Here is a 24402-nt window from a genome sequence, read left to right on the forward strand (position 1 = left end):
TCGAATGGAGTATCGCACTGACTTTTTACCTTCTTCTCTTCCTAATTTTTAAGATAAAAATCATGAACAAGATGTACACAGCGACTAAGGAGCCGACTAACGGCAGATTGATACCGCTTTTTTCCGTTAACACATATATTTCTGACTCATCACGGTCAATGATAAGATCATATTGATTTTCATTGCTCCTTACCAAATCTCCATTTAGCAATCCTCGTAATTCTTTATCACCTTCAATTTGCTCATTGTTTAAGGTAATGTTTTGAGATTCACTCGTATTATTTATGGCGATAATGGCTGTTTCATCTTGGTAGACACGTTTGTAAACCGCCATACCATTTTTTTCGTAAAGCATTTCCATACTTCCACGGGTTAACGAAGGAAGTTGATTCCTCAACTCACCAAGTTTAGTTATATAGTCAATGAGTTCCTTTTCAGTCCGAAAATTCATTGGCTGGCGATTATCTGGTATTTCTCCCCCATTTAATGCAATTTCACTTCCATAAAAAACAACTGGAATACCCGGAGTTGAGTAAATAAACGTTAATGCCGTTTTCCAGCGTGCCCCTGGAAAATGTTTATTTGTAACAATATCTTGTGTAAACCTAGAGGTATTTTCGTTGTCAAAAAATTGCGGCTGCAATTCCGGGTTTTGAACCTTACCTTCCTTTACAAGACCAAAGGTTTGATTAGTAGCAGCGAAAGCACTTCTTAAATCTTCACTGTGTTGATAATCAGTAAGGCTGTCAATTCCAGCAGCTTCATATTTTTTAAGGTCTAATGCACTGTTGGGAGAGGTAATCCCTAACAGAAAAAAGTTTTTCTTTTCACCTTTAACTTCTTTTGAAAAATCACTCCAAAAGGACAATGGTACATGATTTACTTCTGGAAGGCTATAACCGTCGATATCAGTTTTGTTAATCCACCACTTAGCTGCATCTAACAAGTAAGCCTTTACCTCAGGGTTGTCCTGATTAAGGTCAGGCAAGCCGTTCACCCAGCCATTTTCGATTTCATTCTGTTCTTCCAAGTTGCTAATTTCCTGCTTCTCGTGGAACCAATCTTGCTTGGATGAATCGATCACCCATGGGTGTTCTGGTGAGACATTATTGGTTACAAAATCAATAACTACCTTCATATCTCGTTTATGTGCTTCTTGTACCAGTTTATTAAACGTTTTCATGGAGCCAAAATGTTCATCAGGTTTATAAAAGTCGTTCACCCAATAGCCATGGTATCCACCGGCAGTATTATCAAATATCGATGTTAGTCGGATGGCTGTAAAGCCCATTTCTTTCAGATAATCCAACTTATCGATAACTCCCTGAAAATCCCCGCCATTATAGGCTACCGGATCTAGTGTATTAACTTCCTTATCATTGTTTGTATTCGCATTAAAGAAACGATCAACCATGATAGAATAAATGGTTTCATCCTGCCAGCTCCGGTCGTCTTTCTCCGTTTCTGCATGTGCCGGCAATGATGTTATAACGAAAAAAAAGATTAAAATAAGTGTAATTAAGGTTTTTTTCATCTTCAATCCCCTTCCATACACTCATTTTAATCTAATAAAGGTGTGAATCCAACTATTAACGCCTATCGATTTACTATATTAATATTGTAATCTCTAAACCAAATATGAAGTTGAATAAAGTAAGCTAATAGCTGCGGACCTGACATCAACTGACCAAACCATGGCTCTTTGAACGAATTACCACCAGATTCAACCAGTTGATTGAGTAAATCATGATTGAATAGTTCGTAAAGTACCGAGGACTTATCAGCTAATATCTCCCTCAATTGCTGCTGAACCGCTAAAGTATATTCTGGATTATGGGTTTTTGGATAAGGACTTTTCTTTCGATAAAGTACTTCCTCTGGAAGAATTCCTTCAAACGCTTTTCTTAAAATCCCCTTTTCTCTGCCATGAACCATTTTTATATCCCATGGGATATTCCAGACGTATTCTACAAGACGGTGGTCTGCAAATGGGACTCTGACCTCAAGACTTGCTCCCATGCTCATTCGATCTTTTCGGTCAAGGAGCGTTGTCATAAAATGTGTCATATTAATATAGAAAAGCTCTCTCCGTTTTGCTTCCTCTGGGCTCTCTCCATCCAATCTAGGCGTTTCCTGGATGGCTTGATTGTATTTTTCTATCACATAATCCTTTAAATTCAATTTTTGCTGCCAATCGGCTCTTAACAAATTATTTCTGTCATTTACGGAACGCATCCAAGGGAAACTAGGTCTCTCTAAATCTTCCTTACGATGAAACCATGGATAGCCTCCAAAAATCTCATCCGCACATTCTCCAGAAAGACTAACAACAAAATCCTGTTTTATTTCCTTACAAAACCAAAGTAAAGAAGAATCAATGTCAGCCATACCAGGACAATCGCGAACATGAACCGCTTCTGTTAAGTCTTTCACTAATTGCTGCTGAGAAATGGTTTTAAAATGGTGCTTTGTATTAAACTCATTCGTTACAATGTTAATCCACTTTTCATCCGCATTTGGCTGGAATTCATTTGCTTTGAAAAATTGATCGTTTCCTTCATAGTCAATCGAATACGTATGAAGCCGGCCTTTTCCTTGGTCTTTAAATCCTTGTGCAGCAATAGCCGTAATAATACTTGAATCAAGCCCGCCTGATAAAAAGGTGGAAAGCGGCACATCTGATACAAGCTGTCTTGTCACAGCATCTGTTACCAAATAGCGTACTTTTTCAGCCGTTTCTTCGACATTATCTTTATGCACATCGCTCTTAACATTCCAGTAGCGCCAAATCTTTAAGCCGTTTTTTGAAAAAGTCATCGCGTGTGCCGGCCGCAGCTCCTTAATGCCTTTAAAAATCCCCGATCCAGGGGTCCTCGAAGGTCCTAAACCGAAAATTTCGGCAAGCCCTTCGTATTCCAGTTCTGTTTTCATTCCTGGGTTCGCAAGGATAGCCTTGATTTCCGAAGCAAATACTATCCCGTTGTTTAATTCCGAATAAAACAATGGTTTAACTCCCAATCGGTCACGACCAATAAACAATTGTTCTCTCTCTTGATCCCAAATTGCAAAGGCATAGATACCGTTTAAATAATTTACGCACTCTTCCGCCCATTCTATATAGGCAGTTAACAGAACTTCTGTATCAGAATGACCTTTGAAAGAATATCCTTTAGTAAGGAGAATTTTGCGGATATCTTCAGTATTATATAGTTCACCGTTATAACAAATGGTGTACTCTTTACCTTCCTTTTGTTTTGTCATTGGCTGTCTTCCGCCTTCAGGATCAACCACGATAAGGCGCTTATGACCAAACCCGGCATGTGTTTGAACCCAGAGATTCGTTTCATCTGGTCCTCTTTTGGCAAGAGTTTTTGTCATTTTTTCAATCGTATCTTTTTGATTTCTTAGGTCTCTAGTAAAATCTACCCATCCTGAAACTCCGCACATAAAACTCTCCTCCCTCCAGTAACTGAGACTGGATATCATTACATGCTTTTATTCTATTCAGCCCAATTTATTTGGTAAATTGTCCAAATTAAAGATAAACAAGTTATAAAATCTCACAAAGATGTCTACAAAGAAAAAGAAAGCATTAGGCACGGAGGTTAAACATGAATCGACAACAAAGAATTAAACTATTAGATTTTCAACTGAGGGCCTATAATGAAGGAGCAGTTGAACAAATCAGTGATCAATGGATCTTTTTTGATGAAGAAACCGAAGAAGCAGCGATGCTGGATGACTATCTTCAGCAAGAGATTGAAATATTTCGTGCGAATCGTTGGAGGAAAGGGATCTTAATTGAATCTGGAAAGATCCGTAGCGGAAATGAATTTATTATGCTTCGTGACCATGACAAGGTTAGAATCCGAAAGCATTTAATTTACTCATTGGAAAGACTTTTAGAGGGAATGAATGATGACGCCTTTTTTCAATTTGTCACGACATTAAATTCTTTAGATTTTTCTATATACGATTGTATCTATTGTTATAATCATTTATCTTTCTTATCCGATGATAAACAAAGAGATGGGGTAAACTTTATTGTCTTCGATAACCAGGAGCAAATTTGTAATGTTCAGCACCATTTTTGTTATTTCGAAAAGGTAAATGACCGCTTTGAATTTACCTTAAATACGGGAAAACGATTGGTTATTGAAAAGATGATATCTTAAGTTTAAAAGGTGTGTTTTTCTAAAGGCTATGTAAAAAGTTTTTTGTTGATTTGCGCTCCAGGCGGTTCGCGCACCTTAGGGCGGTCCGGGGAGCCTCCTCGGCGCTTAAGCGCCTGTGGGGTCTCCCCTGCCCCGTCCTCCCGCAGGAGTCTCGCGCCTTCCGCTCCAATCATCAATGTCTTATAACATAGCCTTATTAAGAAAAAACACACCTTTTTCTTTTAGTTTCCTATATATTTTGAGTAAAGGGATTTTGCTTTTACGATGTCATTTGTACCATGGACCAGTACCCGACCATCCTTGAATACGACGATGGAGGTTTCATCATCGGGAGAAAAACGAAGTAAAAATTGGTTTCCGGTAACTTGTCCATTTTGTTTTAGTTGCTCACCAAGCTTATGTAAGTCACGTTCTCGCTTTTCTCTAAAGTATATTTGCACGGTCTCTCTTCCACATAGAGAACTGTAGGTTTCCTGAACGGAAGACAAAGGATCGAGAAAGTCAAACTGACGGTTCACACATGTAGGACAATGTGGGTTTTTCCCCTCACTTGTATCCATTGAAAAAAAGGTAGTATCCCAAATGTCTATTTGCTCAAGGTTGGTATTCGTCGTTGCCCCTACCAGTAATTTAATTGCTTCCATTGCTTGAAAGGACCCAATAATATCTGTAATTGGCGACAGAACACCAATCGTGTCACAAGTTTCACCCCTGCCAGCTGGTACTTGTGGAAATAGACAGCGATAGCACGGGGTTATTCCAGGTTTAATGACCGCAAACATTCCTCTAGAGCTGACTGCCGCTCCATGAACCCAGGGAATTCGATACTTAACGGCTACATCATTGATTAAGTAGCGAGTCATAAAATTATCAGTACCATCAATGATAACATCAACCCCTGCTAATAATTCCTCCGCATTATCAAGATTTAAATCTGAAATAACAGCATCAATTGTCACCATAGAGTTGATTGAGTTCAGTCTCTTTTGTGCAGCAACTGCCTTTGGAAGATTATGACTTACATCTTCCTCATTAAAAAGTGATTGTCGCTGCAAATTGGAAAGGTCAACTACATCTCTATCAATTAACCTTATGTATCCCACACCAGATCGGACCAAATGATTGGCACATACCGTCCCCAATGCTCCCACACCAACAATAGCTACTTTCCCTTGCAGCAATTTATACTGTCCCTCTTCCCCTATTCCTGAAAAAAGAATCTGCCTTGAGTATCTCCCTAAATCAATCATGTATAATCCTCTTTCCTAGATTAGTAGTACATATTAACGAGTCCCGTAATCTACGTTAATTTTAATTGAATTTTGAAAAAGTTTAAATATTAAATATACAAAATTAATTGTATAATAGAATTGGGTTTATTTATTAATTTTGAGAGGAATATCCTATTTTTATTTTTTAATATAAATGGGAGATTAGCTTCAATTTATTAATGAAAGAGAGGGAAAGCAATTGAATTTAGGTGGTTTTTTAAACAAAGAAGTGGTAGTTGATTTAACAGCAGGTACAATTAATTACAGACCTATTAACGAAGAGGATGCAAAAAAGTACATCGGCGGCCGTGGTCTGGGCGTTAAATATGTACTCGATAATGGACCTGAGGTAGAGCCCCTATCTCCTGAAAACATGCTTTGTATTATGACTGGTCCTGTAACCGGATCACGTTCATCTATGAGTGGACGTCTTTGTGTTGTAACTAAGTCTCCGTTAACAGGAACTGTTACAGATTCTCATATGGGAGGATGGACCGCAGCACGCTTAAAGTGGGCGGGGGTTGATAATATCATCCTTACTGGTAAAAGTGACAAGCCTGTTTATCTTTATATTGAAGATGGTAAAGCGGAACTGCGTGATGCATCAGAACTTTGGGGCAAAGGAACAAGAGAAACAGTTAAAACGATGCAGGCCAGATACGGCGAACAAGATCTTAGTGTCATGACCATTGGTCAAGCCGGTGAAAACACAGTTAAGTTTGCTTCATTTATTAACGAGCATGACCGTGCAGCTGGCCGCGGCGGAACAGCTGCTGTTGCAGGCTATAAAAAATTGAAAGCGGTTGTAATTAAAGCATCTCAAAAAGGAAACATGCCGCAGCCTAAGTTAGAAACCGAGTACAAAGAGGCTAACAAAAAGGCAGTAAAGGCTATTCTTGACGGCGGATTAACAGCACCAAATAAAGGTGGTCTTTCCGTTTACGGTACAAACGTATTAACCAACATTATCAATGAGGTTGGAGCCCTTCCAACAAAGAACTCCCAGTTTACCCATTGGGATGAGGCTGAAAAGCACAGTGGTGAATATGTCAATGAGCATTTACTTGTTAAAAATAATACCTGTCACGCCTGCCCTGTAGGCTGCAAAATCGAAGTTGAAGTGAAGGATGGAAAATATAAAACTAGAGTCGAAAGTATAGAGTTTGAATCTGCTTGGTCACTTGGGTCTAACTGTTTATTAAGCGATGCTGAGGCCATATCTTATTTGATTGACCGCTGTAATGAGTACGGTCTTGATACCATCGAACTAGGTCATTGCTTCTCCGTAACAATGGAAGCCTATGAAAAAGGCTTGATTACGGAAGAGCTCATCTGGGGCGATGCAGATTCTATGATTGATTTAACTAAGAAAATTGTATTCCGTGAGGGCTTTGGGGGCATCCTTGCTGAAGGTCCTGCAAAAGCAACAGCTTCATGGGGAGCACCGGAACTTTCTATGTCTGTAAAGGGACAATCCATTCCTGCATATGACCCACGTGGCATTCAAGGAATTGGTCTCGGCTATGCAACTAGTAACCGCGGAGCCTGTCACTTACGGGGCTATACGGTGGCAAGTGAAATTGCCGGTATTCCTGAGCCTACAGACCGCCTAAAGCCAGAAGGAAAAGGTGAATTATTAAAAATATTCCAAGATATGCTTGCTTTCTCTGATTCTATGAATATTTGTAAGTTTTCTTCCTTCTCGGAAAATGCCGAGCATTATGCAGAGCAATATAGTACTATGACTGGTATTCCGATGACTGCTGATGATGTGATGAAGGCTGGAGAGAGAATTTATAATCTTGAGCGTTATTACAATAACCTCGCTGGGTTTGATAAAGAAGAAGATGACTATCTTCCAAAACGATTCACAGAGGAGCCTGCCTCTGGTAATAGTGCAGGTGAGGTCAGCCGTATGGATATTATGCTTAAAGAGTACTACGAAGTCCGTGGATGGGCGGCCGGAAAAGTTACCGAAGCGAAGCTTCGTGAGCTTGAGATTATTGACCCGGAAAATCAGTTAGTATAATGGAATAATCAAAGGCTTCTGCATATTTTGCAGAAGCCTTTTGATTTGTATCGAAATTATCCCCCGATTCTCCTTGTTTTCACCCGATAATTTTTGATCAACTCTTTAAGCGTCTCTTCATCTGACGCATAAAATCGGACATTGACAGTATTCACTTTAAAAGTAGAAGTGATCGTAAGCTCGTCTTCTCCTACTATTTCTCCACACCAGTTGTCAGATTTATATATATAAGGAAATTGATTTGTAATTGGTTTACCGCCTAACTCTTCAAAATACATTCCTAGGTGCTTTCGATTTATTCCACGAAACTCTAATTCCTGCTGAAGCATATTAACCACCTGCTACAGGAGGAAATAGTGCAAATTGATCGGTTTCTTTTACAATGGTCTCAAGACCATCCAAATGAATAATATTTCTTCCGTTAATAAAAACATGCACAAATGGAAGCAGCTCTTTTTCAGGAGTAAATATTTCATCTTTTAAATCTGGAAACATTTCAACCATTCTTTCAAGTACATCAATAACCCGTCGACCTTCCGGCTTAACCTCAACCCCAACTCCGCCACAAATTTGCCGGAGATTAGCAAACACTCTTACTAGCATCTCACACACTCCTCTCCCCTTACTTAAATAGTAAAACTATTTGCAATTCTTGTCATCTATTTTTGAACACTAAAAAAAGAGCAGCCGGTCAATGAACCGACAGCTCTTTGGAAAGACTAATCTTATACATTAAAAATCGACATAGGCAGTTTATCAAAACCTAAATACAATACAAGTAAGAAGGCGATAACAAATTGAATCCATAAGACAGATGTCTTTCTATTTTGCGCAATCTTGCTAAGGATCATTTCAAATAAACCAATGACCCATAATCCTACTACCGCTTTTAATATATACAACAAATCAATATTAGACAGCATGAACAGTAGTCCAACACCTGTTGCAATTATTAATAGATAAAGAACACGCAGGATCATTCTGACGATTTTGGCGCCTTTTTCTTTCCCGCCTTTTAGTAAAAATATGGCAACAATAAACAAAATTAGGGCTAAAACCCAAGCAGTAACGTGACCGTGAATCATTTAATCTTCCTCCTATGTATCAATAGCTTATAGCAACACTATCATACCATAGGCATTGCCAAAATCCTAAAAAAAAGCTGGTTATTACTAATAAGTACCTTCAAGAGGATTAACAGTAAAAATATCTCTTAGCACAATATTTTCCCCTTTGATTCCCTGAACCTCTGTTATCTTGGTGATTTTTCTAATTCCAGCATTTGAACGTGATAGGTGGACAATGATGTCAATCGTACCAACGATTTTATTCCTAATCTCATTGATAGGCCTATTCATCCCTTCCAGATAAGCAATGATTTCCAAACGGTCAATCATATTACTTGGACTGCTGGAATGTCCTGTCGCAAGGAAACCATCTAGTTCTTTATTTTCTTTTCGAAATATTTCACGTACATCATTACCACGAACATCTCCAATAAGATTCCTTTCCTCTTTTGGAATGAAAGTGGAAAGAGCATTGACAAGGGTTGTTTTGCCTGCTCCTGTTCCTCCGCTTACTACAATATTTAACCTAGCTTTCACACATGTACAGAGGAATAGGGCCATTTCTTTTGACATGGTTCCGTTATGAATTAAATCCTGCAGCTCTAGAGGTTTCCATGTATTCTTTCTAATAGCCATCCTAGCTGACTTGTACAATTTGTGATTTACACCTGGTAGTTCATTATTTTGCTGGATTTGTAACAGCCCCATACTTTACACCCACCTTGTTTTTGTTTTTTCGAAAACCAATTTGCTCACAAAACATAAAGAAGATATGAACGGTTAGGCAGGGGTCGATGAAACGAAAGTAAAAATAACCCCGCCTTTACCGAAAGGGGGGTTAACAAATGAAGGACAACAATGTACATAGAAAGACCTATGTTTACAATGCTGTTATCTACGAAAAACACCCTGTTCTTTCGGTAACTGGCTGGCGTAGTGCAATAGCACCTTAGCCCCTTTAGCTTTGCGTCACTGATTTTCATCAGTTTTGCCTTTATCGAGAATCAGTGTTTTTTCTTTTCCGACTGATCTCTTAAAACTATCATAAGTCCTTTTGCCTTATCTTACATCCTACTATTATATCATTTTTTTGAAACGAATAGGTAATTATGCCTAATTCTATAATTTTCCCAACCACCTAAGATTAGCCTTAACTTTATTTGGGCGATTGAATCACATTACACAAACCCATACATAGGATATTAGAAGAAAAAAACGTAAAGGGTGTTGTTGATGCCAGCGATTGTAGGAGTTGCTCAAGTCATTTCACTTGGCAGCAGTTCCGTTTTTCATATCGGAGATGTCTATAAAATCATGCCATTTTCATCTGCAAAAACTTTTTCCGGTGCTGGGTCCTTTAATACAGGTGAGAGTTTAATGGTTCATAATAACAATTTAAGTAATACAAACACAAACGATTCAGATGGTGTAGATCAAGGAATCTTCCTTAATGCATAAGGAATGGGTGGTTTTTATATGAATTTTTATATTCAGCAATCTATTCAAATAAATTTTATTAAAATTAACAGTATTACAAATTCCTCCGTCCTGCAAATTGGCAGTGCCGGGATTATTAAACCTGCCTCCTATTTGCATAATACAGGAGGTTTTACAAAGCCAGCCCCAAAGGCAGGAAGCACTCAAACAACAAGCATGCAATCTAGTGTTGCAGTACCTTTGGCTGGCGCTGGGCGAGAAGAAGAAACACAGTGAGGTGATGGTATGTATCAGGATTATTCACAACTTCTTCAGTGGGTCCAAACAACTTTACAGATACAAGAAAATAGAATTGCTGCTCTGGAGATGACCATTCAAAAACTACAGGAACAATTGAAGCAATTCAAGGATAAGCCTAACATTCAGATTGAAAAAATCGAATATAAATTTGATCAATTGAAGGTTGAAACTCTTGACGGAACATTAAATATTGGTTTAAATCCATCTGATTTAGCAAATATTGAAGATTTTGCTGTACAAAACCAATCTTTAAAGACACCTATCCATCCTAAGGAACAAATGCAAAGGTCTATGAAAATTGAAGAATCTATATATCAATATTTGGAAACCGGACTCCCAACCCTATTTAAGGAAATCCAAAACCAATTAAATGTTCAGTTAGATGATTCCTATTTAGATTTTATCAAACAAGATATCATGAAACAGCTTCCATCTAGGATTGATTACCATGTACAAAATACTCCAGCCAATAGTCGTGAAGGCGGACAAAGTACAGATGAAAGCATTATTGAATTACTCAAACAAGAAATCAGAAAAGGCATTTTAATATTTATTAATCATTTGCCAGAGAACGTGAAAGGGATGAATACACAAAATGAACTTTGAAGTATATAATCGGGACCTTCATGTAGATGTGATTAGAATTCTAGGCGTTGCAAGTTCTTCACTTGTAATGGTTGGCGACACTCAAAGCATTCAATTGGCTTCAACTTTCGACACACCCCCTGAATCACTCATAATCGGGCCATTTGTTCCACTTTTTTAGGAGGCTTAGCATATGCTTGAGAGAACTTCTGTCGTAAACACCGTTAAAGTAAACTCAGCTTCCTTTGCCTCTACCATCCAGCTTGGTGATTCCCGTACTATTAATGGATTTTCACGGGCATTAGCGGTTCAGAGGGAAGCTGATGTGTTTTATGGTAAAGAAGGAAATTTTTCGAACTACCTAGTGTTTTCTGAACCAATTCCTTTATTGCCGATTACTGAAAAAATAACAATATCTACTCATAATAAACTTCCAGTCATTAAGGTCAATACGATTTCTATTATCGCTATGTCATCGGCTGCCATCCTGCACGTAGGAAACAGTGAAAACATCTCACTAGAAGCCAGAGTCAAGCATATCAGGCAGCTGTTGAATGCTGAGGAAGAACAATGATAAGTGATTAGGCATATGATAATGAAAGATTAAATGATGCGAAGGATGTTTTTATATGCCAGCAATAATGGGTCCAGTTCAGATAGTGAATGTAACTGGTGGTGTTGTTCATTTCGGGGATACAGTCTATATCTCTCCAAAAAGTGCGTCAAAGACAAATGCAGGTTCTGGAAGTTTTAATACAGGGGGAATCATTTTTACAGCCAGCGGATTAAGTGGTACCAATGTTCTAGACGCCAATTTACTTGACCAGCCAATAGGCGGGAATAACTAATAAAAGACATAAACCAATGCAGGTTTATGTCTTTTATGTTGTTATTCATTTTCAGCGTCTAGGTTTAGTATATGTGCACCGTCAAAGAAGAATAAATATCTTTCATTTAATTTTCTCTTCCAAATTTTCTCCAAAGCTTTCGTATAAAGATTGATTTGCAGACGGTATCGTTGATCAAGTATTGATTTAGCCTGCTCAAAACCACCTTTGTATCGATCATTTATCCCGTCAGATTTAAAATCAATAAGGACGAGTCCTTTTTCATCCTCAAACACACAGTCGATAATCCCCTGGACAAAAACAGATTCATCTTGGTCCTTCCATGTTGGATAAACCTCAGATGCAGGCAGGGATAACGTAAATGGAATTTCACGGTTCACAGTATTTGCTTTTAAGATCCGCTTACCTAAATCTGATTCAAAAAATTTCCCAATTAGGTGTGTATCAACAACTTCAGCCTGCTCGACGGTTAATAGTTCATTATGAACCATCAACTCAATTTGTGTTTTAACAGATTCTGTTGTAACAGGTCTTGTCAAATCCACATGCTGCATGACCATATGCAGAGCAGTCCCTCTTTCAGCAGGGCTAAGCGCCTTTTCCTGCATAAACTTAGGTCGTTTTGTAATGGATTTTTTGAATCTGCTTAACAACTCGGTACCACTATGCTCATCTGACATTTCACGCTGACGCTTCATTTCAGATACCGATTGCTTGGAGCGATGGGTTGAGGCATTCGTAAAGGAGTACTCCCATGTTAAGCGAGACTCAATCTCCTCTTTATAAGGAGATGATAGCGGGATGATTTCCTTGTTCTCTACCTTTTCTAAAAAGGTGTCCTCTTCCAAGCTCTTCGTTACTTCCTGATTTTTAATTTCTTCAGCATTCATAATTGAAATTTTCCACGCAGAAGGATGACAGGAAATCTCTTCAGGCATAAGCAGATTTTGAATCTCCATCTTCCTTAACTCTATATTGTCCTGGTGTCGAATCAGCGCTGGTCCAACCCAATCCATATAACAGCCTGCACCTGCCCGTTCATAATCCTTAAGCAGCCAGTTTGTATTAGTTGAAACATCTGTCCACTGTTCAATTTGTTTATCGGCATCCTTCAACGTTCCTGTTAAATATAACTTTTCCTTGGCCCGTGTCAGCGCCACATAAAGGACTCGCATTTCTTCTGCGAGCATTTCCATCTTCTTTCTCCGCTTAAAAGCAATTTGTGGTAAAGAGGGATAGGAAATTCGTTTTTCGACATTTACATACTTTGCCGCAAAGCCGTACTCTTTATCAAGCATATACGGTTTACGGATATCAGACATATTAAAGTTTCGCGACAATCCTCCAATAAAAACAACTGGAAATTCAAGTCCTTTACTGCTATGGATGGTCATAATTCGTACGACATCTTCCTGCTCTCCAAGCGCTCGAGCTGCTCCTAGGTCATCTCCTCTTTCAATCATTCTTTCTACAAAACGGAGAAAGCGGAATAACCCTCGGAACGAGGTTTGCTCATATTGCCTTGCCCGGTCATACAAAGCACGTAAATTTGCCTGTCTCTGCTTACCACCAGGCAAACCACCTGCAAAGTCATAAAACTGTGTATCCCTGTAAAGCTGCCAGATCAATTCGGAGAGTGACCCCTGGCGCGCCATGGAACGCCATTGTTCCAAATTGTCATAAAAACGGCGGACTTTTTCGTATAAAAGTTCTGTTTTTTCTGATGGGCTGCTTTTACAAAACTTTTTCACGGACTCCCAGAAAGTACCCTTGTTGTGGAGACGTATTTGTGCGAGTTCCTCTTCGTTCAGACCAACAATGGGCGACCGTAAAACAGAAGCCAATGGAATATCTTGAAATGGATTATCGATCACTCTTAGCAACGACATCATGATGGCTACTTCCGTTGCTTCAAAATATCCTGAGGAAAGATTCGCATAAACCGGAATACCTTGTTGTTTGAATTCCTCCATGATTTGCGGTGCCCAGGTCATGGATCGAAGCAGAATCACCATATCTCGATACATAATCGGACGGTAAGAATTTGTTTTCGGATTATAAACCTTGGTTTCATTTGCAATTAATTGTTTGATTTTAGAAGCCATCACTCTAGCTTCAAGCTGGGATTTCTCTAAATCTACTTCATCAAATTCAGAAGGTACATTCTCCGTTTCGGATTCAGCAGCTTCAGTAGATACCTCTTTACTATCATTATTTTGATTAATTAGTAATAGCTCGATTGGAAAAGGTTCATCTTCAGGATATGGTGCACCTGGCCGTAGTTCAGCAGCTTCATCATATTCAATTTCTCCAACCTTAACTCCCATGATCTGTTTAAATAAATAGTTGGTCCCTTCAAGTACTTCTTTTCTGCTTCTAAAGTTACGCGCAAGGTCAATGCGCAATCCTGTACCATTACCGTCCTGTCTGAATCGATTATATTTTCCTAAGAATAGATTGGGCTCAGCTAAACGAAAACGGTATATAGATTGCTTCACGTCGCCGACCATAAACAAATTGCCATTCGTTTCATCTTCTTTTGCCACTAGCTTTAATATGGTCTCCTGTACCATATTCGTGTCCTGATACTCATCAACAAATACTTCATTAAAATGATTCCGATAAGCTAGTGCAGCTTCTGATGGATGAAATTTCCCCTGAGAGCTGATTTCCCCTGTTAAGATTTCTAGGCAATAATGTTCTAGATCCGCATAATCAACCAGCCCTTTTTCTCGTTTTTCTTTCTCAAAACGGTCAGAAAAAACAGCGACTAAATGGACAAGCGTTTCAATGAGAGGGCGCATTTCTTCCATATCTTTTAAGAAGCCCTCTGGCTTTCTTAGAAAAAGTTCATCTTTTATATCCTGAATCTTCTTTTTCGCCTTATCACGAAGCTTTTGAGCTTTTTCCGTCAACTCTTTATCGAAGTGATCTCCCTTTACTGGTTTTGCTCTTGTAAATGACCATGTTTGCATGGCATGATAAAGGGCTGACCATGAGTCCCGGTTCGCCTGGATAAGAGTATTAATCACATTTATATCATCAAGGAAATTTTCCGCCCTAGGTGCCGGACCACCTGGAAGCTTCGTCACTTCTAAGCCTCGCTCTATCATTTCCTTCGCACCTTCTAATTGAAGTTCAATATCAAAAATAAGTGCTTGAATGAAAGGTAATTCTTCGAGATTTGATATCTTAGAAATATCATACATATCAATCATTGACTGTAAATAAAGACTAGGCACAGGGTTCGACCGTGCAAAATCATAAATATCCCGGACAATATCCATTAAGGCACTATCACTTCGGTCGCTGGTAAAGGAGTCTACTAATCTAAAAAATGGCTCATTATGCTTTTTTCCATACTCCTCTTCAAATAGCTCGTCCATTACTTCATCTCGAATTAATTGTGCCTCTGTTTCATCAGCAATTCTAAATCCAGGGTCTACATCGATAAGGTAATAGTATTTACGAATAACCTCCATACAAAAGGAATGCAATGTTGAGATCGAAGCTTTATTTAATAAGCTTAGCTGCTTTCGTAAATGCCTTGAACTTGGGTCCTTATTGATGGCCTTTTCTAATGCTTCTCCGATTCGATGACGCATTTCAGCTGCAGAGGCGTTTGTAAATGTTACAACTAATAACTCATCCACATCAATAGGATCTTCCTCAGAAAGAATTTTTTGGATTATCCTTTCGACCAACACAGCAGTTTTTCCAGAGCCTGCTGCTGCTGCAACAAGAATATCTTTATTTTTTCCCATAATTGCTTTCCATTGATCTTCTGTCCAGGTTGCTCCATCAGGTTTAGGAGGTATTACAAAACTACTCATTTGCGCCAACCTCCTTTCGTATTAACTCAAATATTGTTTCCTTGGGCTGAGGTGTTAGAATTCGATAATGATTTTCAATCGATTCATCAAATTGACAAACTGATTTGTAGGCACAAAATGTACATGGTGTTTTGTCTTTCAGTTTATACGGGGCAATATCAACTTGACCGTCCACTATAGCCTCTCCAGTAGTCTGATAGAGCTTTCGAACGTAATTCCTTAAATCATCAAATTCATTTAGGCTCGCAACTTTCGATTTCTTGGTCAGATTGCCATCTTTTTTAATACCTGCCGAAATAATCTGCGAATCACCTGATTCAAGACTTTGGTCCATCAGCTTGAGGACATCTTGGTCACCTACCATTAAACCGTTCATCTTGAATTTTTTCATGATTTCCTTTTCGATTTCATCAATCGTCAATAATTTAGTAGTACTTATCATCGGGTTATGGACATGGAAATAAAGAACTCCTGCAGGGCTTGCTTTCATTTCTACCAGTTCGTCCGAATGTGTAATGACAATATCTAGGTAGGTTAACATTTGCAATGCCAGTCCATAGTATACCTCGTTAAGATTAACATCTTTTTCACTCGATTTATAATCTATCACACGTAAGTAAGTACTATTGTTTTCACCCTTTGCTTGATCGACCCTGTCGATACGGCCGGCTAATTCCATACGTTTTCCGTTTTTTAGTGAAAATGTTAATGGCGGGAGCTTGCCATTTCGCCCAAAGCTCAATTCTAATCCGATAGGTGAGAATCCACTTACTTTAGCATGTTCGCTTAATACTTGTGAGGCCCGGGTAATTATTTGTTCTAATTTCCGTTTGATATAGTGATGCCGTTCTGAGCTTAAAAGAATTTCATTTTGCAGCTTAGGAGCTAAAGCAGTCACTGCCTCCTTGGCAAGTTCTTCACATTGTTTCTTTGTTAGAGATGCCCAGCTAAGTCTTTGCTCATTTACAAAGTCGGAGATGTGCTTTAAAGCAGCATGAAACAATTCTCCTATGTCAGGTGCCTCCAAACGAAAAACTTGACGTTCACGAAGCTTTAGCCCATGCTGTGCAAAATGCGAAAACGCACAGCCATTATACAATTCCATTCGTGAAACACTGGCCTGTATCGTATTTCCGTACAATTCGTCCGCTGTTTCCTTTGAAAGCTGTACCGCCTGGTTGGTATAGAAGAGACTGGAAAATACCTTCTCAGCACGTCCCTTCCACTCTCCGTTGATATAAAAGTTATACACATCCCACCACAAATCGGAAATAGGATAATTCCGCTTTTGCAATTGCAGTTGTGAGGTCAAGTAAGATAGAGTTGTTTTGTAATTAGTAACAAAGTTTAATTGTTCTCCTTCTGTTAGCTCCGCAGCATCTGTACCATAAAAATGTTCTTCTGCATTTGGATACATATCTTTCAATCTCTTAATATACGAAGAAGCTATTAATGCCTTTCCTTCATCATTAGCGAGCGGGTAACTGACATAAAGAGATTCTGAAGGTGTAGTTAGGGCTTTATAGGCTATAAAATTCTCATCCAATAGGCGTGTTCTGCTGCTTGGCGCCACTATTAAATCTGCACCTATTAACGTTTCACGCTCGTCATCAGATAATATCCCATCATCTGCAATTTTAGCTGGCAATATCCCCTCATTAACACCAACAATAAAGGCTGCCTTTATGTCCGTCAGTCGAGATTTTTCTAAATCCCCGATGATAACCTGATCTAAAGCAGGGGGAATCAATGAAAAATAGAGTGATTCAAATCCCGCTTCCAAGATAGCGGAAAAAGACTTTAAGGGAACAGCTTCATCCCCTAATATTTCCACATATTGATCTAGGAGTTCGATACATGCATTCCACACCTGATCATGCTCACGCATTTTTAATAGATTACCTTTTTGCTCGGCTTCTACTTTCCAATTTTCTAGTTTTGAAGGAATATCTAATTCTTCTAGATATAAATAGATTGCTTCACAAAGTTTTCGGCCAGTGTCTGCCTTTTTAAGCCTTCTCGATAATCGTAGTATCGGTGCTGATACCATAAGCTTTAATTCATTCAATTGCTGTTCTATTTCTTTTTCAGCATCGGTTTGCACATTTGCTTCCATTTCAAGACCCTTGAAGCGACGGTACGTCCAGCGGTCTTTACTTGTCCATTTACTGCCTTTAATACCATAAGCAAGTACATAGTTTTCTAGTCTATCCATTTTTTCCCGCATTCGTTTTGGATTTTCCTGAAGCGGGTATATTAATTCCGTTTTGATTACTCTAAAAACAGGCTCATAACGCCAAAATGTTTGAATTACTTCTAATGTTGAGCGAATTAATTCAATCAATGGGTGATTCAGCATCGTTCTCTTTTGGTCAATAAAAAATGGAATTTGATAATCGGAGAAAACTGGCTCGACGATTTCATGATAATCACTGCCATTTCTTATCAGTAATGCGATGTCTTTATAACGAAAATTCTTTGTCCGAACCAACTGGAGAATTTCGCGCGCTATCCCCTCTATCTCAGCTCTACGATTCACTGCTTGACCAATATGGATGTCTGTTTCTCCATAATAAGGGACCGCTGGCCTAGTATCGAAATGTTTTTCTAAATGCTGTAAAGATAACTGATTCCATTTCTGCTGATGTGACAGATAGAGAGGAGGCTCTAATTGAATTCCTTCAGCTTTGGCAATATCGTTTAAAATGCAGCAAGCATCACTCGACAATCGAAATAAATCCAATTCATCTGGCTGCGTTTCAAAAGAAGTTCTGTCCGTTGTCATAGTGATCGTTACTCTCTGACAATGCCTCATTAACTCTTTAATGACCAAGTATTCTTGTGGTGTAAAGCTATAAAATCCATCTATATAAATTTCCGCCTCTTTTAAGTAGATTGATGCAGAAACCTTTTCTGAAAGCAAACGAAAATAGTCTTCGGAATCAATATACTTCCCAAAGACCTCATCTTCAAATTGTCTATATATAATCTCTAAATCATTTAGTTTATCCTGCAAGGCTATAGAGGCTGTTTCACCATTCCCCTTAGCCTTTTGGAATAGCTCATCTGGGGAAATGCAATAACGCTTAAATTCAGTAATCATTTGTTCAACTTGCTGAACAAATCCATTTTTATCAGCAGCACGCTGAAACAATTTTAATTGGTCTTTTTTATCTTCAATAATTTTCCGAATGAGCATGCTTACTCCTACACTGCTTAGATGATACCTGCTTATACCGCCAGTCTCCTGCAAAATCCGCCAAGCTAACCGTGAGAAACTGTAAACTTGGGCACGAATCATTCCCCCAAGTTTTGGATTAGTCGCCAAACGATATTCTGTTGAAAAGGTCATCTGTTCTGGAACGATATAAATAATCGGCGCTCCCTCTGGATTTTCCAGCAGCCGGTCTTCAATTTCATTCATGCATATTTGTGTTTTACCGCTTCCCGACCTTCCGGTTACCATTCTTAAAGACATGTTTCTTCCCCGCTTTCCGATTACCCTACTTTAATCTAATACTCTCATTTTATCACAAAAGGAGCACAAACGTTTGGAACAATTCATACAGATTTAAACCAGTAATGGTAATTTTTAAAACAAAAAAAGAGACGATATGATTATCGCGCTCTCAGGTTTCTAATCTATTCTAATTTAAAATTGAACATCCATTTCGTTTAGCGGCCAGTAACGAAGGTCGACTTTTCCAACCACTTGGCTGACTGAAATGAATCCAAAATGCCTGCTGTCCCAGCTGCCTAAGCGATTATCCCCTAATACAAATAACTTTCCTTCTGGTACAGTATTTTCACCTGTGATTTCTTTCAAACTAAAATCTCCTGTAAGTTTGACACCCGGTATTTCTTGCTTATATACATTTAAAAAGGGTTCCTTGTACTTTTGTCCGTTGATAAATAATTCGTCATCTTTAAATTCAATCTTATCCCCTGGAAGACCAATCACTCGCTTGACAAAATCCTCTTTCTCATTTGCATGGAAAACGATGACATCAAAACGGCTCAAATCACTGATTTGGTAGCCCAGCTTATTAACTACTAATTTGTTTCCATCCTGAAGAGTAGGCATCATCGACTCCCCCTCAACAACATAGTTAGAAAAGAAAAAAGTTCGTATAAAAGCAAAAATAATAATTCCAATTGCAAAAGCTTTAACCCATTCTATCCCCTCTTTTTTCCATTCAATATTCACTTTTAACTCCTCCTCTTCTTCAGCTCTTTACCCCTATTTATCTCCTCATTATGGTCATTTTCCATGCTCTTATTCAATCTTACTTCAATTCTTTTTCCAACATACCAAAGAATAAAAATAACTAGAAAAACTATGCCAGTACGGTAAGGCCGAGTAATCAATGATTGAAGATCATATCCAACAAAACTGATAGTAAAAATCATCACCATTTTGCCAATTGCGACAGCAAGCATGTATTGGTAAATACTGATTTTCGAAAAAGCGGCTACAACATTTACCACAACAGATGGAGTAAATGGGAAACAAAGGAGCAAAAAGAGCGGTCCAAAACCATGCCGATCCACCCAGTCCATTAACTTTTGAACTTTTGGGTGTTTTGATAGAAAAGAAAAAACTCTCTTTTGTCCGTACTTCCTGATGAGCAAAAAAAGCATCAGTGCTCCCAGGCATGATCCCAGCCAAGAATATAAAAATCCCAGCCATAGCCCAAAAGCACTGGCATTAGCCATTACAAAAATAACCAACGGCAGAAACGGTAAAAATGCTTCAATCATGGGCAGCACTACACCGGGTATCGGTCCAAAGGACCGGTACTCTTGAATTAAGTCCATTATATTTTCTAGTGTGAACCAAGCCTTGATTCCTTCAAAGTCCATATGATTGCTCCCTACCTTATTACATTGAGCGCTGAATGCGTTAGATTATTGCGTTAAAAAGTCGTGAAAAGCTTCCCTATTCAACTCTAAATCCAAATCCAAAACAGAACCTTCCCCTTTTATTTTTGCATCTTTATATCCATTTTCAATAGGAATTCTAAAGGTCTGAATATCTCCTCTATCTTTTGCAAAGAAGTCTTTCGCCATAAACAATATATCTCCTGTATCCATGTTTGTGTTGATATATGGTGTGACCACACCTATTAATTTAGGGAGTTTTGGGATCGTTTGAATGCCCGAAAGCTGATCACTAATAGCCTGAAGTGCCTGTTGCTGACGTTGAACTCGGCCAAAGTCACCTATAGCATCATGTCGAAATCGTACAAAGCTAAGCATTTGCTCCCCGTTTAATCTTTGCAGCCCCGGTTCTAGTGGAACATCAATGTATGCTGACATTTTTTTTTCGACGTTTATTTCTACGCCCTGGGGAAATGCTTCATCAATTAACTGCACAAAACCTTGAAAGTCAACTATCGCAAAATACTGTAAATCAATATCAAAGTTTTCTTTAATTGTTTTCCTCATCAGCTCTGGCCCGCCACGCATAAAGGCAGAATTGATTTTATGCTTACCATATCCAGGAATATTCACATAAATGTCTCTCATAATAGACGTAAGCTTATAAGTTCCTTTATCCTCATTATAATGCGCAATCATAATAGTATCGGCCCTCGAAGCTTTCTCGCCCTCTCTGGCATCGCTCCCTAATAAAAGGATATTTGTGGCCCCATATTGGTCCTTTTTTCCTTCAAAAGTGTACACTTCTTCGTTAACATTATTTTCATCATTATTAATTTTCTCTAATGATTGATTAACTCCTTGTTTATACTGATAATATGCGTAACCTCCAGTGGCACCAAACAGCACCAACAAGACAAGTACTATAGAGGTCGATTTTCTTTTTTTCCTTTTTCTATGTTTTTCGTATCTCATACTTTCTTCACCTATCTATTTCATATTTTTAAGGACAAATTTATTCTGTCTATATATAATTCATTTTCCCCTAGAAAATATCCTTCTATCAAAAACTTTCTCATACAAGTACCAAATTTTGCAAACAAAAAAACGCAATCTTTAAAGCATTGCGTTTTCCATCAGACTTTTGTATGATAAAATAGGAACGGATGTTCTGTTGATTAGTTTAGAAAGGAGCGGATGATGGGATGACCAGGATTCCAGATGAGGATCGTAATATAATGGAGAAAGCCATCTATTTGCCTATGGTATTAATTGTCTTAAATCGTGATTTAGCTGTTGTAGAAAACAGTCCTTTTAAATTAAAAAAACCCTATTTACAACTAATTGAAGAAACAATGAAAAGTATTCAAAAGGAATTAGCCGAAGTAAAACGATATATGAAGAAGAATAACCTAAAAGTAATAGAAACAAAACGGGACGATGCCTTTACTATGTTTTTGTTCTTGTACAAAGGGTATGAAGAAGCTCATAATTACTTTAATCCAAGAATACGCAACAAAGTTCAAGAATTAATGGAGTTTTATTTTCAAAAACAGCACCTGTCCCATTAAGAATTTAATGTTTATCCTTAACCTTCCTTTTACCATAGTGATAAGAATCTTCTGATGCCTCCATGGCCTTTGGCCGTTGTAACAAATAAAAAGACTTTTTTTCATTGTATTCAATTCTTTGCATTAATTTCGTTCTTAAGTAAGCTGTTCGTTCTAGTTGAGAGATGATTGAGCTGCATGAAACAGGGAATTTATATGACTGGTTATTATTAAAAAGGATTACCGTTTCTTGGGGATTCACTCGTTCGTAATCTTTTACATGTTCATGGGAAATCCAAATACATTCTTGACGGCTTGGTGAAGTGGTAGGAAAGAAAAAAATGCGGTTTGTAGGATCAATTGCAATTGGAATCTTATGGGCATAACCAACTAACTGTTTTGTACCATTTCTACGACCTTCATAATCACTCCCGTAATATTCACAACTATTTCTTATAATATCGAGTGGTTTAAAGGGGGATAAAAATTCATCCTCTACTTCGAAAATCTCCGAATAAATTTTACTGCCATACGTGATGGGTTTGACGAACATCGTAAATGGATTTACCTCATATTCTTTAATTTGTTTTAGCTTCAATCTTTTCAACTCCATTAGCAATTTTATCCATCATATCACTTTTGTTGAATCGTTTATTGATTTCTCTGAATTGTTGCGAATTTATTCACAAAGTTATTACAGAAAAATAAAACTGAAAATTATAAATATTTATTGATATTATCAAAATAAACCCATATAATATTAAAAAGCATCAGAGGTGATTTTGATGAATGAGAAATCATACACGGAATTAATGAAAATTGGTGCCATGAAACGTCAAAGGAAAGAGAACTTTGTCCAAGATTTATACATTGATATGCTTCTATCAGAAATTCAATTAAATGTCGAAAGAGAAAAACTGCTGAAAAAAATCGACTGTGCGATTGACCATCGCGATAAACAAAATTTTTATCTTTTATCAAAACAATTAGTTGAGATAAACAAACGATTTGGAACGTAGACACGACACTATTTAAAATAAAAAATGGGAAAGGAGAAAATTCTCCTTTCCCATTTTTTATTTTCGTTGTTGAACTTCAAATTCCTCAAGCATTGAAATACGCTCAAGCATAGAAGGATGACTGTAACGGAATATCTTTACTAGTAAAGGCGGGTTAACTTGGGTCAAGCCAGAACGGGTTAGTTCCTGGAAAGACGTAATAGCAGCTTCAGGATTCTGAGTCATATTAATCGCATATCTGTCAGCCCTGGTTTCCTCATATCGAGAAATTAGATTAGATAGAGGACTGGATGCAAACAGTAGCATTGATATGATCATGAAAAAGAGCGGCAAAGACCGAATGTCTTTTACATCTGGTATTTTCAATTCTTTTCCATAACGCACAACCATCCAATTCATTATTCGATAGGTTAAATACAAACCAAAAAGCGAGAACAATACATACAAAGCAATTCCAATGTAAATATGATTTTCAACATAATGACAAATTTCATGGGCCATGATAAATAATATTTGATCATCTGATAATTTATTTAGGGTGGTATCCCATAGTACAATCCTTGCGTTAGAGCCAATCCCTGATACATAAGCATTTAAGGAATTCGTCTCCTTGGACATATTCACTTCAAAAACATGTTCGGCAGGAATTTTCGCTTTATCTGCTAACGTTAATATTTTCGTTTCCAATTCTTTATTTTTCAAAGGATAAAAATCATTATATAGCGGGTCAATAATTACTGGCTGTAAAAACATCATAAACAAAGTAAAAGGTATAGACAATATCCAAGCATAGAGCCACCAACGTTTAACACTTTTTTTCATGAGCCAATAAAGGACTGGCACAATAATCAGTAAAGTCCCATAATTAATCCAAAAATCAATTAACTCCTCCTTCATCCAGGAGGCAAAGGTTTGTGTTGATATATTATAGGTTTTTGACAAGTTGTAACTAATATAGCTAAGAGGCAATGTAGCCAAAAATGCAAAAAATGAAAGCCAAATAAGGTATATAGCCGTTTGCAGCAACTTATACTTGGATGAACTTTCTGCCCATGATTTAAACGCCTTCGAAAAGCCAAATAATAAAATCAGAAAATAGAAAAGCCATTCAAAGGGTGTGGATAGAAAAAATAACAAGTTTCTTATTTTTGAATACTCTTCACTTAGCATTAATTCCCTGCCATTCAAAAAAGTTGCAGGATCGGCTTTCGTTCCTTGATATTCAAAGGGCAGGCTCGAGTCTGCAAAGTGAAATAAATACCAATAAAAAAACAACCCATATATTACATAGGCCAAAACTGCATAGACTCCCATTTTTCTAACCATGTTTTGTCCCCCTTTTTGTCCAACCTCTCTATACTTAGTTTAGATATAAAGTTTATTTTTAGAACTAAAAAAAGCCGGGTT

24 protein-coding genes and 1 riboswitch are annotated in these 24402 nt (G+C 37.9%); of the genes, 10 read left to right on the plus strand and 14 right to left on the minus strand.

The features are described from left to right. Positions 1–25: 25 nt before the first annotated feature. A complete protein-coding gene (locus F4694_RS10995; protein ID WP_179597753.1) occupies positions 26–1534 on the minus strand; it encodes an alpha-amylase family glycosyl hydrolase in 1509 nt (502 codons plus the stop codon). Between the two features lie 62 nt (positions 1535–1596). Next, complete coding sequence (asnB, locus tag F4694_RS11000) at positions 1597–3447, minus strand: asparagine synthase (glutamine-hydrolyzing) (protein ID WP_179597755.1); 1851 nt, start codon at positions 3445–3447, stop codon at positions 1597–1599. Between the two features lie 164 nt (positions 3448–3611). Between asnB and F4694_RS11005 the strand changes: the two genes are divergently transcribed. Further along, entirely contained in the window at positions 3612–4175 is a 564-nt protein-coding gene (locus tag F4694_RS11005) for a DUF2777 domain-containing protein (RefSeq protein WP_179597757.1), read from the plus strand. Between the two features lie 221 nt (positions 4176–4396). Here the strand turns inward: F4694_RS11005 and F4694_RS11010 are convergent, their stop codons facing one another. Next, positions 4397–5425, minus strand: coding sequence for a ThiF family adenylyltransferase (locus F4694_RS11010; RefSeq protein ID WP_179597759.1), 1029 nt, complete (start codon positions 5423–5425; stop codon positions 4397–4399). Positions 5426–5645: 220 nt separating this feature from the next. Between F4694_RS11010 and F4694_RS11015 the strand changes: the two genes are divergently transcribed. Continuing rightward, positions 5646–7475, plus strand: a complete 1830-nt coding sequence (locus F4694_RS11015) for an aldehyde ferredoxin oxidoreductase family protein (protein ID WP_179597761.1) — start codon at positions 5646–5648, stop codon at positions 7473–7475. A gap of 56 nt (positions 7476–7531) precedes the next feature. Here F4694_RS11015 and F4694_RS11020 read toward each other — a convergent pair whose 3' ends face one another. The 4 genes from F4694_RS11020 to F4694_RS32640 form a co-directional block, all read right to left on the minus strand. After that, positions 7532–7804 carry a hypothetical protein gene (locus F4694_RS11020; protein WP_179597763.1) on the minus strand — a complete coding sequence of 91 codons (273 nt, stop codon included), beginning with the start codon at positions 7802–7804 and terminating at the stop codon, positions 7532–7534. A gap of 1 nt (position 7805) precedes the next feature. Further along, positions 7806–8078, minus strand: a complete 273-nt coding sequence (locus F4694_RS11025) for a ubiquitin-like small modifier protein 1 (RefSeq protein WP_179597765.1) — start codon at positions 8076–8078, stop codon at positions 7806–7808. Positions 8079–8200: 122 nt separating this feature from the next. Continuing rightward, the gene (locus F4694_RS11030) at positions 8201–8560 is read right to left on the minus strand and encodes a YisL family protein (RefSeq protein ID WP_179597767.1); all 360 of its coding nucleotides are present in this window, start codon (positions 8558–8560) and stop codon (positions 8201–8203) included. A gap of 87 nt (positions 8561–8647) precedes the next feature. Next, on the minus strand, positions 8648–9250 hold the full coding sequence (locus F4694_RS32640) for an ATPase, T2SS/T4P/T4SS family (protein WP_179597769.1): 603 nt from the start codon (positions 9248–9250) through the stop codon (positions 8648–8650). Positions 9251–9458: 208 nt separating this feature from the next. Continuing rightward, a riboswitch (cyclic di-GMP riboswitch) is annotated at positions 9459–9545 on the minus strand. Between the two features lie 230 nt (positions 9546–9775). On the opposite strand from F4694_RS32640, the gene F4694_RS11040 reads away from it, so the two are divergent. From F4694_RS11040 to F4694_RS11065, 6 genes are read left to right on the plus strand one after another with little or no spacing between them, the layout of a single operon-like run. Next, positions 9776–10000, plus strand: a complete 225-nt coding sequence (locus F4694_RS11040) for a spore germination protein (RefSeq protein ID WP_179597771.1) — start codon at positions 9776–9778, stop codon at positions 9998–10000. Between the two features lie 18 nt (positions 10001–10018). Next, positions 10019–10255, plus strand: coding sequence for a spore germination protein GerPB (locus F4694_RS11045; protein ID WP_179597773.1), 237 nt, complete (start codon positions 10019–10021; stop codon positions 10253–10255). Positions 10256–10264: 9 nt separating this feature from the next. Continuing rightward, positions 10265–10885 carry a spore germination protein GerPC gene (gerPC, locus tag F4694_RS11050; RefSeq protein ID WP_179597775.1) on the plus strand — a complete coding sequence of 207 codons (621 nt, stop codon included), beginning with the start codon at positions 10265–10267 and terminating at the stop codon, positions 10883–10885. Continuing rightward, the gene (locus tag F4694_RS11055) at positions 10875–11045 is read left to right on the plus strand and encodes a spore gernimation protein GerPD (RefSeq protein ID WP_179597778.1); all 171 of its coding nucleotides are present in this window, start codon (positions 10875–10877) and stop codon (positions 11043–11045) included. Before gerPC ends, F4694_RS11055 begins: the two co-directional genes overlap by 11 nt. A gap of 12 nt (positions 11046–11057) precedes the next feature. After that, positions 11058–11438: a spore germination protein GerPE gene (locus F4694_RS11060; RefSeq protein ID WP_179597780.1), complete on the plus strand. Its 381-nt coding sequence runs from the start codon at positions 11058–11060 to the stop codon at positions 11436–11438. Positions 11439–11493: 55 nt separating this feature from the next. After that, on the plus strand, positions 11494–11712 hold the full coding sequence (locus tag F4694_RS11065) for a spore germination protein (protein WP_179597782.1): 219 nt from the start codon (positions 11494–11496) through the stop codon (positions 11710–11712). 41 nt (positions 11713–11753) lie between these two features. Here F4694_RS11065 and addA read toward each other — a convergent pair whose 3' ends face one another. From addA to F4694_RS11090, 5 genes are all read right to left on the minus strand, one after another. Beyond that, complete coding sequence (gene addA, locus F4694_RS11070; protein ID WP_179597783.1) at positions 11754–15545, minus strand: helicase-exonuclease AddAB subunit AddA; 3792 nt, start codon at positions 15543–15545, stop codon at positions 11754–11756. Beyond that, entirely contained in the window at positions 15538–19023 is a 3486-nt protein-coding gene (gene addB / locus F4694_RS11075) for a helicase-exonuclease AddAB subunit AddB (protein ID WP_179597785.1), read from the minus strand. The genes addA and addB overlap by 8 nt, the downstream gene beginning before the upstream one ends. A gap of 174 nt (positions 19024–19197) precedes the next feature. Next, complete coding sequence (gene lepB / locus F4694_RS11080) at positions 19198–19752, minus strand: signal peptidase I (RefSeq protein ID WP_179597787.1); 555 nt, start codon at positions 19750–19752, stop codon at positions 19198–19200. Positions 19753–19754: 2 nt separating this feature from the next. Continuing rightward, positions 19755–20408 carry a TVP38/TMEM64 family protein gene (locus F4694_RS11085; RefSeq protein WP_179597789.1) on the minus strand — a complete coding sequence of 218 codons (654 nt, stop codon included), beginning with the start codon at positions 20406–20408 and terminating at the stop codon, positions 19755–19757. A gap of 45 nt (positions 20409–20453) precedes the next feature. After that, positions 20454–21401: an LCP family protein gene (locus F4694_RS11090; protein ID WP_179597791.1), complete on the minus strand. Its 948-nt coding sequence runs from the start codon at positions 21399–21401 to the stop codon at positions 20454–20456. Positions 21402–21631: 230 nt separating this feature from the next. Between F4694_RS11090 and F4694_RS11095 the strand changes: the two genes are divergently transcribed. Beyond that, positions 21632–21997, plus strand: a complete 366-nt coding sequence (locus F4694_RS11095) for a hypothetical protein (RefSeq protein WP_179597793.1) — start codon at positions 21632–21634, stop codon at positions 21995–21997. 4 nt (positions 21998–22001) lie between these two features. Here the strand turns inward: F4694_RS11095 and F4694_RS11100 are convergent, their stop codons facing one another. Continuing rightward, the gene (locus F4694_RS11100) at positions 22002–22574 is read right to left on the minus strand and encodes a competence protein ComK (RefSeq protein ID WP_257029200.1); all 573 of its coding nucleotides are present in this window, start codon (positions 22572–22574) and stop codon (positions 22002–22004) included. Positions 22575–22761: 187 nt separating this feature from the next. Between F4694_RS11100 and F4694_RS11105 the strand changes: the two genes are divergently transcribed. Continuing rightward, positions 22762–22995 carry an IDEAL domain-containing protein gene (locus F4694_RS11105; RefSeq protein ID WP_179597797.1) on the plus strand — a complete coding sequence of 78 codons (234 nt, stop codon included), beginning with the start codon at positions 22762–22764 and terminating at the stop codon, positions 22993–22995. 57 nt (positions 22996–23052) lie between these two features. Here the strand turns inward: F4694_RS11105 and F4694_RS11110 are convergent, their stop codons facing one another. Further along, positions 23053–24321: a M48 family metallopeptidase gene (locus F4694_RS11110; RefSeq protein ID WP_179597799.1), complete on the minus strand. Its 1269-nt coding sequence runs from the start codon at positions 24319–24321 to the stop codon at positions 23053–23055. Positions 24322–24402: the final 81 nt, after the last annotated feature.

This window comes from Neobacillus driksii, from assembly GCF_013409995.1.
Taxonomy (GTDB): domain Bacteria; phylum Bacillota; class Bacilli; order Bacillales; family Cytobacillaceae; genus Neobacillus; species Neobacillus driksii.

Bases quoted from the DNA above. Each gene is read 5' to 3' on its own strand.
- F4694_RS11085 (WP_179597789.1), bottom strand. From the start codon at position 20,408: ATGGACTTTGAAGGAATCAAGGCTTGGTTCACACTAGAAAATATAATG.
- gerPC (WP_179597775.1), top strand. From the start codon at position 10,265: ATGTATCAGGATTATTCACAACTTCTTCAGTGGGTCCAAACAACTTTA.
- asnB (WP_179597755.1), bottom strand. From the start codon at position 3,447: ATGTGCGGAGTTTCAGGATGGGTAGATTTTACTAGAGACCTAAGAAAT.
- F4694_RS10995 (WP_179597753.1), bottom strand. From the start codon at position 1,534: ATGAAAAAAACCTTAATTACACTTATTTTAATCTTTTTTTTCGTTATA.
- F4694_RS11090 (WP_179597791.1), bottom strand. From the start codon at position 21,401: ATGAGATACGAAAAACATAGAAAAAGGAAAAAAAGAAAATCGACCTCT.
- F4694_RS11020 (WP_179597763.1), bottom strand. From the start codon at position 7,804: ATGCTTCAGCAGGAATTAGAGTTTCGTGGAATAAATCGAAAGCACCTA.
- F4694_RS11045 (WP_179597773.1), top strand. From the start codon at position 10,019: ATGAATTTTTATATTCAGCAATCTATTCAAATAAATTTTATTAAAATT.
- F4694_RS11065 (WP_179597782.1), top strand. From the start codon at position 11,494: ATGCCAGCAATAATGGGTCCAGTTCAGATAGTGAATGTAACTGGTGGT.
- F4694_RS11005 (WP_179597757.1), top strand. From the start codon at position 3,612: ATGAATCGACAACAAAGAATTAAACTATTAGATTTTCAACTGAGGGCC.
- addB (WP_179597785.1), bottom strand. From the start codon at position 19,023: ATGTCTTTAAGAATGGTAACCGGAAGGTCGGGAAGCGGTAAAACACAA.
- F4694_RS11060 (WP_179597780.1), top strand. From the start codon at position 11,058: ATGCTTGAGAGAACTTCTGTCGTAAACACCGTTAAAGTAAACTCAGCT.
- F4694_RS32640 (WP_179597769.1), bottom strand. From the start codon at position 9,250: ATGGGGCTGTTACAAATCCAGCAAAATAATGAACTACCAGGTGTAAAT.
- F4694_RS11025 (WP_179597765.1), bottom strand. From the start codon at position 8,078: ATGCTAGTAAGAGTGTTTGCTAATCTCCGGCAAATTTGTGGCGGAGTT.
- F4694_RS11095 (WP_179597793.1), top strand. From the start codon at position 21,632: ATGACCAGGATTCCAGATGAGGATCGTAATATAATGGAGAAAGCCATC.
- addA (WP_179597783.1), bottom strand. From the start codon at position 15,545: ATGAGTAGTTTTGTAATACCTCCTAAACCTGATGGAGCAACCTGGACA.
- F4694_RS11010 (WP_179597759.1), bottom strand. From the start codon at position 5,425: ATGATTGATTTAGGGAGATACTCAAGGCAGATTCTTTTTTCAGGAATA.
- F4694_RS11105 (WP_179597797.1), top strand. From the start codon at position 22,762: ATGAATGAGAAATCATACACGGAATTAATGAAAATTGGTGCCATGAAA.
- F4694_RS11055 (WP_179597778.1), top strand. From the start codon at position 10,875: ATGAACTTTGAAGTATATAATCGGGACCTTCATGTAGATGTGATTAGA.
- F4694_RS11030 (WP_179597767.1), bottom strand. From the start codon at position 8,560: ATGATTCACGGTCACGTTACTGCTTGGGTTTTAGCCCTAATTTTGTTT.
- F4694_RS11110 (WP_179597799.1), bottom strand. From the start codon at position 24,321: ATGGTTAGAAAAATGGGAGTCTATGCAGTTTTGGCCTATGTAATATAT.
- F4694_RS11040 (WP_179597771.1), top strand. From the start codon at position 9,776: ATGCCAGCGATTGTAGGAGTTGCTCAAGTCATTTCACTTGGCAGCAGT.